This window comes from Pseudoalteromonas denitrificans DSM 6059 (assembly GCF_900112265.1).
In the GTDB taxonomy this organism is placed as follows: domain Bacteria; phylum Pseudomonadota; class Gammaproteobacteria; order Enterobacterales; family Alteromonadaceae; genus Pseudoalteromonas; species Pseudoalteromonas denitrificans.
In genome coordinates this window covers 32,407-49,864 of sequence record NZ_FOLO01000042.1, presented here as the reverse complement: position 1 = coordinate 49,864, position 17,458 = coordinate 32,407, and the positions used below count along the sequence as shown (strand labels likewise).

11 protein-coding genes are annotated in these 17,458 nt (G+C 35.9%); all 11 read right to left on the bottom strand.

The features are described from left to right. Positions 1 to 432: 432 nt before the first annotated feature. The 11 genes from nagP to murC all read right to left on the bottom strand — a co-directional run bounded on the left by nagP (position 433) and on the right by murC (position 17,437). Positions 433 to 1,731 carry an N-acetylglucosamine MFS transporter NagP gene (gene nagP, locus BM088_RS19575; RefSeq protein WP_425439325.1) on the bottom strand — a complete coding sequence of 433 codons (1,299 nt, stop codon included), beginning with the start codon at positions 1,729 to 1,731 and terminating at the stop codon, positions 433 to 435. A 278-nt stretch (positions 1,732 to 2,009) separates the two neighbouring features. Continuing rightward, positions 2,010 to 4,685: a family 20 glycosylhydrolase gene (locus tag BM088_RS19570; RefSeq protein WP_091988651.1), complete on the bottom strand. Its 2,676-nt coding sequence runs from the start codon at positions 4,683 to 4,685 to the stop codon at positions 2,010 to 2,012. Between the two features lie 218 nt (positions 4,686 to 4,903). Beyond that, the gene (locus BM088_RS19565; RefSeq protein WP_091988648.1) at positions 4,904 to 6,988 is read right to left on the bottom strand and encodes a M13 family metallopeptidase; all 2,085 of its coding nucleotides are present in this window, start codon (positions 6,986 to 6,988) and stop codon (positions 4,904 to 4,906) included. 100 nt (positions 6,989 to 7,088) lie between these two features. Further along, positions 7,089 to 7,481: an 8-oxo-dGTP diphosphatase MutT gene (gene mutT / locus BM088_RS19560; RefSeq protein WP_091988645.1), complete on the bottom strand. Its 393-nt coding sequence runs from the start codon at positions 7,479 to 7,481 to the stop codon at positions 7,089 to 7,091. 69 nt (positions 7,482 to 7,550) lie between these two features. Next, positions 7,551 to 10,256 (bottom strand): preprotein translocase subunit SecA, encoded by a 2,706-nt coding sequence (gene secA, locus BM088_RS19555; protein WP_091988643.1) that lies wholly within the window; start codon positions 10,254 to 10,256, stop codon positions 7,551 to 7,553. Positions 10,257 to 10,772: 516 nt separating this feature from the next. Further along, positions 10,773 to 11,684 (bottom strand): UDP-3-O-acyl-N-acetylglucosamine deacetylase, encoded by a 912-nt coding sequence (gene lpxC / locus BM088_RS19550; RefSeq protein ID WP_091988657.1) that lies wholly within the window; start codon positions 11,682 to 11,684, stop codon positions 10,773 to 10,775. 154 nt (positions 11,685 to 11,838) lie between these two features. After that, entirely contained in the window at positions 11,839 to 13,056 is a 1,218-nt protein-coding gene (gene ftsZ, locus BM088_RS19545; protein WP_091988641.1) for a cell division protein FtsZ, read from the bottom strand. Between the two features lie 24 nt (positions 13,057 to 13,080). Beyond that, positions 13,081 to 14,313 carry a cell division protein FtsA gene (gene ftsA, locus BM088_RS19540; protein WP_091988638.1) on the bottom strand — a complete coding sequence of 411 codons (1,233 nt, stop codon included), beginning with the start codon at positions 14,311 to 14,313 and terminating at the stop codon, positions 13,081 to 13,083. Then, a complete protein-coding gene (locus tag BM088_RS19535) occupies positions 14,310 to 15,104 on the bottom strand; it encodes a cell division protein FtsQ/DivIB (RefSeq protein ID WP_091988635.1) in 795 nt (264 codons plus the stop codon). The genes ftsA and BM088_RS19535 overlap by 4 nt, the downstream gene beginning before the upstream one ends. Next, on the bottom strand, positions 15,105 to 16,031 hold the full coding sequence (locus tag BM088_RS19530) for a D-alanine--D-alanine ligase (RefSeq protein ID WP_091988632.1): 927 nt from the start codon (positions 16,029 to 16,031) through the stop codon (positions 15,105 to 15,107). After that, on the bottom strand, positions 16,028 to 17,437 hold the full coding sequence (gene murC, locus BM088_RS19525; RefSeq protein ID WP_091988630.1) for a UDP-N-acetylmuramate--L-alanine ligase: 1,410 nt from the start codon (positions 17,435 to 17,437) through the stop codon (positions 16,028 to 16,030). Before murC ends, BM088_RS19530 begins: the two co-directional genes overlap by 4 nt. Positions 17,438 to 17,458: the final 21 nt, after the last annotated feature.

The window sequence follows — 17,458 nt, the reverse complement described above, 5'->3', positions numbered from 1 at the left end:
AGAACTCAATCTGCAAGAGTGCCCACACAGATGATTACTTATTGTTAAAGAACGTTTCAAGCGAAGTAAACGTTGCCGTTAATTGCTTGGGGTGCGAATAATACACCTTAAAAACCTTGAGTCAACACTTAATTTTAATTTTCTTTAGAAGAAGTTTCTTTCTAAAGAATCGTTAAGTTTTACTTGCCTCGCCAACCTAGCTAACTTGCTACACCCCTTTAAGAATGTTGCTTGCCGTCTGTGTCGGTGGAGGCGCAGTATAGAGAGATTAAGATTGAGCGCAAGTGTTTTTATCACTTTTTTTGAATTAATTTAACTTTTTCAATTACTCACAAGTTAAATACAATTTACTCAGGCTCTACTGTGGATAAAATTAAAAATGCCAGCTAATAACTGGCATTTTAAAATTCTAGCTATCAGAATTAAGCTAACTTATTTCCAGCTTTTCATTTTGTGACCTTTAACAGCATAAAATAAGATGAATAAGTAACATGGGAACATCACCATATACCCACCTTGTTGACCTAAATCTGTTGCACCACTTGTTATCCCCCAAAATAAAGGACCAAACGCACCACCAGAAATACCCATAACTAATAAAGCAGAACCTGTGCTTGTTAGTTTACCTAAACCTGATAATGCTAATGGGAATACCGCAGGCCATACAATTGCATTAGCCAAACCTAAACATGCGATTAATAATAATGTATCCGGTAAGGGTGAAAAACCAAAAGGAACAAGAACTACATTAGCAATTGCAAAAGAGTGATTATCACCCATTACAATACCAGCAGTTAAAGCCAAGCCTAATATAGCTGAAACCATTAAAGCTTTTTGCTGCGAGATAAATTTCGGTATTAAAAATATACCTAGAATATAACCTAAAACCATGCACCCCATAGTAAATGAAGTCATGACACCATAACTTTCAACTCCCAGTGATAATGCAAATGCGCCAATTGTATCACCAGCAATAACTTCTGCTGCCACATAGAAAAATAATGCTAATACACCTAATGCTAAACTTGGATGTGATAACGCCTCCTTAACAAGGCCCTGATCACTCGAAGTTTCAGAGTCGACTTCTTTTTCTAATTCAGGTAATGGTGCTTTAGTAACAGCAAAACCTAGTGCACCAATAAAAATAGCCATGCCTAAATAAGGTAGGATCAAACTATTAGCCATTTCATCAATTTTAACTTGAGATAACTCAGTTCCAACTGTATCCGTAAAGTTACTTAAAATTAATGCAGTAAATACCATAGGTGCAACAACACCCGCACCTTTATTCAAAATCCCCATAATAGAAATACGCGCAGCAGCAGACTCTTCTGGTCCTATACGTACTACATATGGATTAACTGCTGTTTGTAATAAAGTTTGACCAGCCCCCATAACCAATTGAGCAAATAAAAATAGTGGAAAGAATTGCGTTTTAGCTGCTGGAATAAATAATAAACCTGCAACCATCATGACACCCATACCAAGCGCCATTCCATTTTTATAGCCGACTTTACGAATCAAAGAAGCCGAAGGTATAGCTGTAAAAGTGACCGCTATATAAAATGAAAATAAAATTAAAGATGCTTGAAATGGTGTTAACTGAAGAATTTGCTTTAAGTAAGGCATTAATGAACCGTTGAGCCAGGTTGCAAACCCTAAGATAAAAAATAATGTAGCAACAATTGCCATGGGCAAAAAATTACTCTTAGAACGACTTTGAATATTCACGCTGGCTTCCATAAGACTTCTTCTTATTAAAATTAAGTGTAATACATGCTTCTACTGAACCTTATATTGCACTTAAAAGAGTTATAATTAAGTTTATTTTTAACGCTATTTGGTATCACAGTAACAGAGTTAACCCCTAGTTTTAACTATTCAATAACAAAAATGACAGCGCTATCATAAAACTTTACGACAATTTAACGAGTTTTGCCAGTGACTTTTACCAAATCTTAAAAACAAAAAAGGACTAAATAGTCCTTTTTATTCTATATTGATAAATATTAATTTATTTGAGTTACTCTGCTTTTGGTAACTTCATTTAAATAACTGCGTAATTTAATTTTTTTATTTGCTTTTACTTTAAATGGTCCAGAATATGGCTGCCAGTTATTACCGTCATCTAAACTAATTTCTAGTTTAAGAAAAGGGATTGACGTATTTGCTTTTAAGATACCTCCTTCAATTACTCCTCCAGGTACAGGTAAATAAGGCTTAATACCAGATTGGAGCATCTTTGGCAGCTCTTTTTGACCTAGAGCAGCTGAAAAATTCAACCAATCTTGCTGACGTTTTGTATTATTTGGTTTATCTCCCTCCCATGATGCTTTATGCCATGCTCGTTCTGCAACAGCCAATACTCTTGGAAATAACATCTGTAGAACCTGATCTTCTGTACGAATAGACTCAGACCAAACTTGACCTTGCATGCCCAAGATATTTTCTGGCTTTTCTAGTTTAGGTAAAGTTCGACCAACAAGAGCTTCTAAATTATCTATTTTTTTACCTGAACGTGTAAAGTCAGCATTGGCATAAACATTATCGGGCATATATCCAAAAGTTTTTTCAGTACTAGTGTACCTTCCAGCCCAGTAATAACCCCTTTCTTCAGGATGCGCTTCATAAGGGTGATCAAAATATAAATGAGTACCGTGCGAAAGCACAACCTGATAATCATTATTTGCTAGACGATAGGCACGATCAGCCACTCCCCACTCCCAAATATTATCCCAAACATTTGCCGTGAATACTTCGTTTGGTAATTCTTTACGGTTAAATGTATTTAGTGTGTCATACATCAAACCATCTTCCCAAGCACCCGGAAATATACCACGCGCATTTAGCATATTAGCAACACGCTTAGTAAAATAGGGCTTTAAGTCCGCCACACCTGAAACACCATTTCCAGGCTTATCAAATAATGCCTGACAAATTGCTGAACCAGTCCAAGACCCTCTACCCACTTCATCACCTCCAAAATGGAGATTTGTTAAACGAACACCCGCCTCTCTATACATTTGTTGTAATTCATAAGTTACTTTATCTATAAATTGGTAACTCGAATCCATACAAACATTAACTGAATTATCTTTATAGTTTTGTACTGTATTATAGAAAGAGGTATCTGCCGGATCACTTAATAAATATGCTTTAGCTTGTAGTTTGCCAATTGTTTTTATTTCAGCATCAGATTTTAATACTCCCGCTTGGTTTAATAACTGTCCAACACTAGGTTTATCATTTTGAGTCATTAATTTACTGTATCTTGCTTCCATTGATTTGATAGCTGCACGTGCATGACCTGGCGATTCAATTTCAGGAATAATTTGAATATGTCTTGCTGCTGCAAATTTTAATAACTCAATAAAATCAGATCGCGTCAAGAATCCATTACCCGAACCTGATTTAAAAGGCCCTGTACCAAGCTGCGTTAATAAACAAGTTTGTTCTTTTAAATCAAAACAACGGTTCGCACCGATTTCTGTTAATTCAGGTAAATCAGGAATTTCTAACCGCCAACCTTCATCATCTGAAAAATGCCAATGCAGTTTATTAAGTTTATATCGGCCCATTTGCTCAACTAACTTGAACATTGCTTCTTTACCATGAAAGTTTCTTGCATTGTCATAATGCATGCCACGCCATTCATATCTTGGGCTATCTTTAATTTCTACTCTAGGTAAAGAAATTTCTTTTTGACGATTAGCTGGAAACAATGCCAGTAATGTTTGCATGCCATAATAAGCTCCGGCATTATCGCTTCCGATAATTTCAATTTTATTATCATCAACTTCTAATTGATAACTTGCAGCTTTACCTTTATTAACTGAATCATCAATTACAATATTGATTATTGGCTGTTTTGAAGCTGGAATATGATTAGGTTCTGCTTGTAATTCTAATTTGTAGTATTTTTTTAAATCAGCTAAAAATACTTTTATTTCAGATGTCGCACCACCGCTATAACGTATTTGCCAGTTATCATTTAATACTGTTTCACCACGATTAAAATCTACATCTTGTGGCATTGGGATCACACGTTTTAACGCATCTGATTCTGATATGTCATTTTTAGCCATTTTAGCGTTATGGGCATAACGATTTTCTGCATTTGCAATCTGAGTTAAATCCATTTCTGGTGAATTAAACTTTTTAACTTGGTTTTCACGAATGATAGGCTTAACAAATTGGCTAAAATCTTCAGTATCTGTATTTGAAAAAATTGCTGGAGTGCCATTATTACTTACCATAAAGGCGCGCGGCATAAAATCTGAGTATGCAGCAATCCAAGCAGCCCCTTTAAAAGTTAAACTTAGATTTTTGCCAGACTTCAAACCTTTAAAATCTTTAGTTGGTATTAAACGGTGTAAATCACCATTAACATGTTCAAACTTTAGGCCTTGATCTTCTTGCTCATCGATTTTTCTAATTGAATGAAAGTATACTTGCCAATCACTACTACCTGCAGGTAAGTCTACATCTGACTTATTATCAAAACTTAAGTTACCTTCAAAGCTATTTGATGCATATTTGAAATTATCGGTAATGCCAAATTTTAATTCGGTATTCTTAGTAAAATTTTCTACTGAACTTTGTGAAAAACCTGCAATTGCGAACATTGGCATAGAACATATTAAACCTATACACATACCTGACAGAATGCTCATATTGAACCGCATTAAAATCTCCTTTATTTATTATTAGATATCAGTATTTAATGAGTTATTAATACCGAGTAACTCAAACTTTATTTAGCATGATTTATAAACTCTTTGGAAATATATACTAACCTAAACAAAATGACAGCGTTATCATTTTATTTTTATGAATTTTTATTTATAAAAAAACCTAGCATAAACTAGGTTTTCATATGATATCTAAAATAACCAACAAAAAATTACCAGATTTTTACTCGTTTCTCAGGTTGTATATACATTTTATCACCCTGTTTTACATCAAATGCTTTATAAAACTCAGGCATATTTGCAAGAATTCCAATAACACGATAATGGCTAGGTGAATGAGGGTCTGTCATTAAACGGTTTCTTAGCTCTTCATCACGATATTTTCTTCGCCAAATTTGTGACCAACCCATAAAAAACCTTTGTTCACCATTATAGCCGTCGATTTTCGATGACTTATGACCATTTAAAGACATTTGATATGCTTTATAAGCAACTGTTAACCCACCTAAGTCACCAATATTTTCACCTAAGGTCAGTTGACCATTAACGTTGGCATCATCAAAAGGTTTAAATTTATCATAAAAACTGACTAAGTTAGCGCCACGTTTTTCAAATTGTTTTAAATCAGATTCACTCCACCAATCTCTTAAGTTACCATCACCATCATATTTAGCACCTTGATCATCAAAACCATGACCTAACTCATGACCAATAACAGCACCTATTGCGCCATAATTGACAGCATCATCAGCATCTAAATTGAAAAATGGTGGTTGTAAAATAGCTGCGGGAAATACAATTTCATTATTGACAGGGTTATAGTATGCATTAACTGTTTGCGGTGTCATATGCCATTCACTACGGTCAACAGGTTTGCCTAATTTATTAGTCATATCAGCATAGGTCCACTGGCTATAACGCACAAAATTACCAACTAAATCATCAGCTTTTATTTCTAATGCGGAATAATCTTTCCATTTATCTGGATAACCAATTTTAGAGGTAAATTTGTTCAATTTTTCTTTTGCTGCAATCTTAGTCTCAGGGCTCATCCACTCCAGATCATTTATCGCAATTTCAAAACCTTTTATAAGGTTTTGAACCATTACATTCATGCGTTGCTTTGCTTCAGGTGGAAAGTTATCTTTAACATAAACTTTACCTAAAACCTCCCCTAAAACTGAATTAGCTGAGTCAACTGCTTTTTTCCAGCGTGGTTTCTGTTCTTTAATACCTTTTAACGTAGTACTATAAAAATCAAAATTTAACTTTTCAAAATCACTACTTAATAACTCGGCATAATCCTGAATATAATGAAACGCTAAATAATCTTGCCAAATCGCAACTTCAGTTTCAGAAAATAGTTTACCAAAAGCTTCAATATAAGTAGGTTGAGAAATAATCACTTGTTCACTATTAATATTTGATTTTTCTAAATAAGCTAAAAAATCAAACTGACCCAACATTTCATTAACTTTTTCAATGTTCAACTTATTATAAGTTTTAGTTGCATCACGATTTTCAACACGAGACCACTGTACTTTTGCAAGCTTTGTTTCAAGTGCTATAATATTTTTTGCTGCTTGTTCAGAGTTTTTAATACCCGCTTTACTCAATAGTTTACTTATATAAGTATTATATTCTGTACGAATTTTTGAAAATTTCTCATCGTCTTTTAAATAATAGTCTCGATCAGGTAGACCCAATCCAGCTTGATAAATATAAACACCATATTCGCTTGAGTTTTTAGCATCATTATCTACATACCAACCCAGTGGAGTTGTGCCACCTTTAATGAGTATGTCAGCCATTAAACTGGTTACAGCTTTATGATCTTTCACTGCTTTAATATTCTTTATTTCTGCCTGTAATGGTTTGATGCCTAAAGCTGAAACTCTTACTTCATCCATATAGCTGTTATAAAAATCAGCTAATTTTTTTTCATCTGAACCGGCTACAGCATTTTTATTAGCAACAGCAGCTTCAATAACCGTTTTCAACGCTTTTTGTGAATTATCGTAAAGTTGACTAAATGAACCGTAATTAGACTTATCGGCTGGTATTTCAGTCTTTTTCAACCAATTACCATTTATATGCTCATAAAAATCATCTTGAGCACGAATTGACTTATCCATATTTTCAAGTGAAATTCCTGAAGATAGAGCGGCTTTAAGTTCTGAAACTTGCTCTTTCACAGGTTTTTCAACTGCGGATGTTTGTTGTTCGCTGCAACCTAAAAGCCCTAACGCAAGTGCTATGCCTATTGCAGTCAAAGAATATTTTTTAAATGATTTCATTTTTAACCCTAAGTTTATTATTTTTATTCCGCTTATTTTTGAACATAGTTAATCAATACAATAAAACTGTTATTTATATCTAAAACTGATGATTAGTAAGTCATAAAGCAAGTAACTTTTCAATAATCACTTTATTAGCTTCTGGAAATTCATAATCAATTAATCTTTTGATATCAACCCATCTAGATTCTTGACCTTCATGACCAACAGCCATGCCTTCAAAGTTTTCAACCAAATGAATGTCTAGGTATACCGACTTATCGGTATAATCATGATGTATCTGATCGAAAGGCTCGCTTGATAATACATTAATATTTATTTCTTCTTTTAATTCTCGTGTTAAAGCTTGTGTAACCGTTTCGTTACTTTCTACTTTTCCACCTGGAAACTCCCATTTTCCACCCTGATGTTGTTCTGCTGAACGTTTACAAATAAAAATTTTGTTATTTTTTTTTATTATACCAACAGCAACATGTACAGTTTTTTTTGTCATTCTATTCTCATAAATTATAAACATTAAAAAAGCGACCTAAGTCGCTTTCTTGTTTTAAATCACTATAAATTAAGATAATTTACCATGACATTGTTTGTATTTTTTCCCCGAATTACATGGGCAAGGATCATTACGACCTACTTTTGGTTCAGCACGTGTTACGGTTGCAGCTTCAGGTGCTTCACCACCAACATGCTCAGCCTCTTGATGTTGATATTGATGTTCAATATTTTCTGAAGCGCGATGTTGTGCTTCTACAGTTTCAACATCTTCTTCAGCACGCACCTGTACTTTACTTAAAATACCAACAACATCTATTTTCAAGTTCTCTAACATTTCTGTAAATAACTCAAAAGATTCTCGTTTATATTCTTGTTTAGGGTTCTTCTGTGCATAACCACGTAAATGAATACCTTGACGTAAGTGATCCATTGCAGCTAAGTGATCTTTCCAATGTTGATCTAAGCTTTGAAGCATAATGGCTTTTTCAAACTGGCGTAATACAGATTCGCCAACCATTTCTTCTTTTTGTTTGTACCCTTGCGAGATTGAATCTTCAATACGTTCTCTCAAAGTTTCTTCAAACAATTTATTATCTTCATCAAGCCAAGTTTGGATTGGTAGTTCAATTAAAAACTCAGCTTGGATACGTTCTTCAAGACCTTTGATATCCCACATTTCAGCAAGAGATTGAGGTGGAATAAATTGATCGATCGTCGCACTCAATACATCACTTCGAATAGCATTAATAGTTTCTGAAATGTCACCTTCTTCTAGAAGTTCATTACGCTGTGCATAAACAACACGGCGTTGATCATTTGCAACATCATCAAATTCAAGTAATTGTTTACGGATATCAAAGTTACGAGCTTCAACTTTACGTTGAGCATTTTCAATCGCTCGGCTCACCCAAGGATGCTCAATCGCCTCACCTTTTTCCATACCGAGTTTACGCATCATATTAGTCATGCGCTCACCCGCAAAGATACGCATCAAGGCATCATCCATTGAAAGATAGAAACGACTTGAACCGGCATCACCCTGGCGGCCAGAACGACCTCGTAGCTGATTATCAATACGACGAGATTCATGACGTTCAGTAGAGATGATATGTAACCCCCCTGCATTTAATACTTCATCATGAGTTATCTGCCAATCAGCTTTTATTTTTGCTATTTGCTCTTCAGTAGGTGAATCTAGTTTAGCGATTTTCGCCTGCCAGTTACCGCCTAAAACAATATCTGTACCACGACCAGCCATGTTTGTTGCTATTGTAACTTTACCAGGTAAACCAGCATCAGCAACAATATCAGCTTCTTGAGCATGAAATTTCGCATTTAATACACTATGCTGAATTTTTTCTTTCTTTAAGAACTGAGATAAATATTCTGAGCTTTCAATTGAAATTGTACCAACTAAAACTGGTTGACCACGTTTTTGACAATCAAGCACATCCGTTAGAATAGCCTGATATTTCTCTTCCTGTGTTAAATAAACTAAATCTGCACGATCATCTCGTACCATAGGTTTATTTGTTGGTGTAACAACTGTATCTAACCCATAAATTTGTTGGAATTCAAATGCTTCAGTATCAGCAGTACCAGTCATACCTGCTAATGTTTCATAAATACGGAAATAATTTTGGAAAGTGATAGAGGCTAATGTTTGGTTTTCATTTTGAATATTAACCCCTTCTTTAGCTTCTACCGCTTGGTGTAAACCTTCAGACCAACGACGACCTTCCATTGTCCGGCCAGTATGCTCATCAACAATAATCACTTCATTATCTTTAACAACGTAATCGACATCTTTTTGATAAAGTTTATTAGCACGTAAACCAGCATAAACATGGCTTAATAAAGTAATATTACCAGCAGAATAAAGAGAATCCCCCTCTTCAATTAATCCGTGATTCTGCAACAATTCTTCAACTTTAATTTGGCCACGCTCAGTTAAATGAATTTGTTTGCCTTTCTCATCAATCGTGTAATCACCATCACCTTCAACACCTTCTTCATCTTCTTTTTCTTGTTGAATAAGTTCAGGTATAAGTTGATTAATTTTCGCGTATAATTCAGAACTATCTTCTGCAGGGCCAGATATAATTAACGGCGTTCTTGCTTCATCAATTAAGATTGAATCTACTTCATCAATTAATGCATAGTTAAGAGGGCGCTGAGCACGTTCTTCTGGTGTAAATGCCATATTATCACGCAGATAATCAAAACCAAATTCGTTATTCGTACCATAAGTAATATCAGCCTGATAAGCAGCTTGCTTTTCTTGTGGTGCTAAACCTGGAATATTACAACCAACACTTAACCCTAAAAATTCAAATAATGGACGATTTGTCTCTGAATCACGTTTAGCTAAATAATCATTAACAGTGATAACGTGAACACCTTTACCTGACAAACCATTTAAATATGCAGGAAGTGTAGCCGTTAGTGTTTTACCTTCACCTGTTCGCATTTCTGCAATGCGACCTTGGTGCAAAATCATGCCACCTATCATTTGCACATCAAAATGACGCATACTAAATACACGTTTAGATGCCTCACGTACTGTTGCGAATGCTTCAGGCAGAATATCGTCAAGCGTTTCACCTTCTTCTAAACGCTTGCGAAATTCAGCTGTTTTAGCTTGTAGTTCTTCGTCAGTTAATGCTTCAAACTTTTCTTCGAATTGACTAATTACTGCGACCGTTTTTTTTAAGTTTTTTATGGTGCGATCATTACGACTACCAAAAAGCTTGGTAAATATTTTAGATATCATGATAAAACCGTTACTACCCTTTGATTTCAATTAATTGACGAACTGTTTACTATATGGAGACTCAGTAAGCTCATTTCAAGTGGCGATTATTTTATACGCCAATATTTATAATGCAGGTATAATAAAAGTAATCGGGCGTTAATACTAATGTTATTTAGAGCTAAAGATGGATACATACTAAAAACTCTTGATAACCATATGGTTGGTAAGCTAAATAAGCCCTCAACTAGCTATAAAAATTCAAAAACTATCACATTATCAAACATTAGTAGGCAAATTTATTGATAGTATTTTGGAATAAAAGTATTCAAGTGAATATTTTTAACATGTTAGTAATGAACTCAATAGCCATAACTCTATCTCTAAATCATATTAAATTTTGATTTAATCAGATTTACGAAAACAAGATTTCCCTAATTATACACATAACAAATTAGCAAAATGCAGTAAAAGCTAACTTTTCTACAGGCACAAAAAAACCGATAATAAATTATCGGTTTTTTTAAATTTTTTATTCTAAACTCGCGCTACTTCTAAGCCTGGAGCTGGCATAGTAACAGTATCTTCAAAACTAGCCCATTCCCAAGCAGACTCAGTTTCCATTAACTTACGCAACAGCTTATTATTAAGATCATGACCTGATTTAAATGCTGTTACTTTTCCGAGTAAGTTATGCCCAGTCATAAATAAGTCACCCACACAATCTAAGATTTTATGTTTAACAAATTCATCCTGATAACGTAAACCATTAGGGTTAAGTACTTTATATTCATCTAATACAACAGCATTATCCATGCTGCCACCTAAAGCTAAGTTGTTAGCATGCAAATATTCAATATCTTGCATAAAACCAAATGTTCTGGCACGACTGATTTGTTCAGTAAAACTCTTTGCCGTGATATCTAAACCAATACGTTGTTCACTATCATTAATAGCAGGATGATCAAAATCAATTTGGAAATCAATATGAAAACCATCATATGGTTCAATTTCAGCCCACTTATCACCATCTTCTATGCGTACTTTTTCAGTTATACGAATAAAACGTTTTGCAACTGAAAGCTCTTCAATGCCACCTTTTTGTAAAAGATAAATAAATGGTAAAGCACTACCATCCATAATTGGCACTTCAGGGCTATCTAATTCAACAACTAAATTATCAATTCCTAACGCTGAAATAGCAGCAACTATATGCTCAGTCGTTGATAAGCGAACACCATCTTTATTAATCAAACATGTACATAGCTGAGTATCACCCACGGCTTCAGGTGTGATTGAAAAATCAACCACAGGCTCAAGGTCTACACGGCGAAATACTATCCCAGTATTTGCACCGGCAGGTCGAAGAGTAATAGAGACCTTTTCGCCCTTATGAAGTCCAACTCCAATGGCGTTAACTACTTGGCTAATCGTACGTTGTTTGATCATAGGCAGTTCACTCATTAATTAATAAATTGGTCGCGGATCTTATCACAGATAAGACCAGCTGACAATTAAGTTGTTTTTTTATTAACCAACTTACATTTTTTACAAGGCACTTTATTTAATTCGCTTGCTTTTAAATCTTAATATAGATTTATTGTTAGTCAGCTTGCTTACGTAAAAATGCCGGTATATCAAAATAATCACCTTGCTCAGATTTCCCTGCATCGTTAGACTCTTTTACTTGAGCTGGTTCTGCAGAAACAGCTGGTGTAGCTGATACTTCTTCTGAGTTTTGATTTGCAAAATTTGGCACAAACACACCCGGATTAGCTGATGTATTTGTTGTTGAAGTAGCAGCAACATCAGAACCTGATGCTTTTTTAAAGCCATTATCAACAATTCCAAACTGAGCTTTTCTTTCACCACCTAAGCCAGTTGCCACAACAGTTACACGTAATTCATCACTCATTTCAGGATCTATTACAGCACCTACAACTACAGTTGCATTTTCAGACGCGAGTGCTTTAACATGGTTACCCACAGTTTCAAATTCTTCAATCGCAATGTCCATGCCTGCTGTGATATTAACTAAAATACCCTTGGCACCTGTTAAATCGACATCTTCCAATAATGGGCTTGAAATAGCCGCTTCAGCCGCTTCTTGTGCACGATCAGGACCACTTGCTGATGCAGTTCCCATCATTGCAGTTCCCATTGCAGACATAACCGTTCTCACATCTGCAAAATCCACATTAATCAAACCAGAGCGTGTGATCAGCTCAGCAATACCTTGTACGGCACCAAAAAGTACATCATTTGCTTTAGCGAAGGCATCTAGCAGTGTAGTGCCTTTTCCTAAAACTTTAAGTAATTTATTGTTAGGAATTGTAATAAGAGAATCAACGATATCAGCTAATTCATTTATACCGTGGTCGGCTGCAGAGGCACGCTTCTTACCTTCAAAATCAAAAGGGCGAGTAACAACTGCAACAGTTAAGATCCCCATTTCTTTAGCCATTTTAGCAACAACAGGAGCAGCTCCAGTACCAGTACCACCGCCCATTCCAGCAGCAATAAACACCATATCAGCACCTTCTAAACCGGTCTTAATTGCTTCTATATCTTCTTCAGCTGATTGACGACCCACTTCTGGGTTAGCGCCTGCACCTAAACCTGAAGTAATTTGCGTTCCTAATTGAATAGTCGTATCTGCCGATGAACGACGTAATGCTTGTGCATCCGTGTTTGCAGCAATAAAACGCACACCTTCAATTTGCTTTTTAACCATATGTTCGACGGCATTACCACCGCCACCACCAACACCTATTACTTTTATAACAGCTTCTTCACTGTGTTGTTCTAAATAATCAAACATTGTTACTCTCCGACTTGAGCAAAATTAAAACTCACCCTGAAACCATTTTTTAACACGGTTCACCCAATTTACATCTGTTTTATCAGATGCTTTTTGGGCATTTGCTGTTTGCATAGTTTGGCTATATTGTAATAAGCCAACAGCTGTTGCAAATGAGGGATCATCTATATAATCCGTCAGCCCAATCATCCCGATAGGACTGCCTATCCTAACAGGCATTTGGAAGATTTCTTCTGCGACTTCCAAAGCACCTGTCATTTTTGCAGTACCGCCAGTTAAGACGATACCTGCAGCAATTTGGTCTTCATAACCAGAGCGGCGAATTTCCATCAATGCCAGCTCAAATAATTCTTTAAACCTGGGTTCAACAACCTCAGATAATGTATGCCGAGACATGGTACGTGATGGACGACCACCCACACTGGGCACTTCAATCGTTTCTTCCGTACTAGCCATAGTGCTACTAGCGCATGCATACTGCACTTTCAATGATTCTGCATGTGAAATTGGCGTACGGAAAATTTTTGCAATATCACCCGTTACTTGGTTACCCGCAACAGGGATCACTGCAGAGTGACGTAAAGCTCCACTGGTAAATATGGTTAAATCCATAGTACCGCCACCAATGTCGATAACTGAAATACCGAGTTCTCTTTCATCTTCGGTCAATACAGCATGGCTTGAAGCCAAAGCGGTATAAGTAAGTTGGTCAACCGTCAAACCACAACGTTCAACACATTTTTCAATATTTTTAGCCATGTCATTTGAACAAGTAATAATATGCGCTTGGGTTTCCATTCGAACACCACTCATGCCCAAAGGATTTTTAATACCTTCTTGCATATCAACACTATATTCTTGCGCAATTGCATGTAGCATTTTTCGCTCAGCGGAGATCGGTACAGATCTCGCAGTATGCATTACATTATCAATGTCATCTAAACTCACTTCCGTATTATTAATAGCAACAACACCATTTTCATTTTGACATTGTATATGCTTCCCTGATATTCCTAAATAAACAGAACTGATCCGACAATCAGCCATCAATTCAGCTTCATCAACCGCTCTTTGTATAGATTCCGAGACTAAATTAAGGTCGTTTACACCACCTTTATCCATACCATGAGAAACCTGGCTACCCACGCCTACTATGCTTAACTTATTATCTGTAGTAATTTCACCCACAGTCACAACAACCTTAGATGTGCCTACATCTAAGCCTATTACTAGATTTCGTTCCGCCGACTTAGTCATGCCTTACTCTTTTTATTATCGTTTTTATACTGTAATTTTTGTAAGTCTGCAGCCTTCCAACTCACTGCAAGCCCGGTATCATACCTTAAATCAACTGAATCTACCTCAGCATCTTTACGTTTGAGCATATATGGGTACAAATCAATAAACCTTTGTACCCTTTGTAGCTTCTCTTTTCGGCCTAAATTAAGATTTATCCCGTTAGATAACCAAAACTGCCAAGCAAACCTTTCAGATAAAGCTAAGCTGATTAATTTAAAATCATTAAGATATAAAAGCTCTGAAAACTCTCTAAAAGTATTGAGTGCTTCTATTTCACTTCCTTGAGGACCAAATAAATTTGGGAGTTTTTTTGTTAACTTTACTTTTGGAGCTTGGAATACAACACCATCTGAATTCAGTAATAAATCATCATTCCAAATAGCAACAGGAACATGCTCAACCACATATACTTTTAATGTATTCGGCCATTGCTTACGTACTGAAACCGTTTCTACCCATGGTAATTCAGTCACTAACTTTTGAATATCATTAACATTTAGATCAAAAAAACGTGATAAGTCAGCTTTGCGTATTGCTTGGATGATTTGTTGTTCTGACGTATGTTTAGGATCGCCTAATACTGTGACGTGTTTAATCTGGGATTGTTGATCATCTTGTAAAAAATGGCTCAAAGAAAAAAACATTTCATATAACGCAATGATTACAAATAAAAAGAACCCCACACCAGCAGCACGCGACCAGTTCACGGTTTTTTGCCAGATAATAAAAGGTTCTAATTTAAGCTTCATTTAAACTGATTCACCTAACGTTTGTTTTAAAATATCAACCACTAGTTGTTCAAATGACAAACCATGTGTTTTTGCAGACATTGGCACTAATGATTTCTCAGTCATTCCAGGTACAGTATTCACTTCTAATAAATAAAATTTACCATCCGAATCTTGCATAAAGTCAACTCGCCCCCAACCTGTCGCACCAACAAGTTCAAAAGCCTCTAAAGACATATCTTGTATATTTGATGTTTGCTCTGGTGTTAATTCCGCAGGACAGAAATACTCGGTGCTATTCACCTGATATTTGGCTTCATAGTCATAAAAACCTCGAGGAGTAACCATTTCAATTACTGGCAATGCTGCTTTTTCTAGCATAGTTACTGTAAATTCTCGCCCTGTTATCCAGTGCTCTAACAATACAACATCATCAAACTGAAAAGCCTTCTCTAATGCATCCGTTAACTCAGTTACTGTGCTGGCTTTTGCCATTCCTATACTTGAACCTTCATGGGAGGGCTTAACCATAACAGCACCAAAATCATCAATAATTTTATTAATATCAAAAGGCTTGTCTTTTTCTATTACAATAAAATTTGCAGTAGGTAAATTTCTAGCCTTAAATAATTCTTTGCAACGCACTTTATCCATCGCTAAAGCAGAACCAAGAACACCACTTCCTGTATAGGGTATACCTAAGTATTCAAGTGCACCTTGTATTGTTCCGTCTTCTCCACCTCTACCATGTAAAGCAATAAAAACACGATCAACTTGCGTATTATTTAAATCAAATAAATTACGTTCTGCAGGATCAAATGCAAAAGCTTGAATTCCAACATTTTTAAAAGCAGACAAAACAGCCTGCCCTGATTTTAAAGAAACAGCTCTTTCAGCCGAGCTTCCCCCCATTAATACCGCAACTTTACCAAACTGCTCAGTATTCATGCACTCACCTGTTTTAATTTTTCGATACTTAATTTCATTTGCGCCAAACTCTTTACTAACTGACCAATGTTACCTGCTCCCTGAGTTAAAACAATATCGCCATCTTGTAAGACACTACTCAATACACCCCCTAACGCTTCAGGTTTATCGATATAAACAGGCTCTTTTCCTCTTTGACGTAAACTACGGCACAAACTTTTACTATCAGCACCGGTAATTGGCTCTTCACCTGCAGAATAAACCTCCAGTAACAATAATAAATCTACATCAGTCAAAACCTTAACAGTTTCTTCGTAGAGGTCTCTTGTTCTTGTATATCTGTGCGGTTGATAAGCCATAACTAAACGTCGCTCTGGCCAGCCAGCTTTAACTGCTTGAATAGTTGCAGCCACTTCAGTTGGATGGTGACCATAATCATCTATTAGCATGACTTTTCCACGCCCAGTTTCAAATTCACCATACTGCTGAAAACGTCGTCCTATACCTTCAAACTTTGATAATGCAGCTATAATAGCTTCATCACTAATACCTTCATCTTTTGCAACTGCAATTGCAGCTGTTGCATTTAAAGCATTATGTTTACCCGGCATATTTAATTTAACAACTAGTTCAGTACCAAAATTATTTATGACTTTAAACTGACTTGTACTCACAGTTTGAACAAACTCTGTTAATCGATAATCTGCTTGCTCTGATTCACCATACGTAATAAATTTACGGCCAAAACGCGGTAATAATTCTGAAACAACAGAGCAATCGATACAAGCGACCGCCACACCATAAAATGGCAAGTTATGGATAAACTCAATATAGGTATCTTTCATATTCTCAAAGCTACCTTGATAAGTATCCATATGGTCAGCTTCAATATTAGTGATCACCGAAACCATGGGCTGTAAATGTAAAAATGACGCATCACTTTCATCTGCTTCAGCTATTAAAAAACGACTTTTCCCTAATCTTGCATTTGTACCAGCACTATTTAATAAACCACCAATCACAAAAGTTGGATCTAAATCAGCTTGGGCAAAAATACTGGCTATTAAGCTTGTAGTTGTTGTCTTACCATGAGTCCCCGCAATTGCGATACCGTGACGAAACCGCATTAATTCAGACAACATTTCAGCTCTGCGAACAATTGGGATACGATTAGACTTAGCTTCAATTATTTCAGGATTTCCCTCATCAATTGCAGTGGAAACCACAACAACACTCGCATTTTTTACATTTTCACTTTGATGACCTATAAAAATGGTTGCACCAGCCTGCTTTAGTCTGTCTGTCATGGCACTTTGCGCTATATCAGAACCCGTAACACAATAACCTTCATTTACTAAAACTTCAGCAATACCACCCATACCAGCACCCCCAACACCAATGAAGTGGATACTATTTACTTTTCTCATCCCAGTCACTTCGCTTATTCT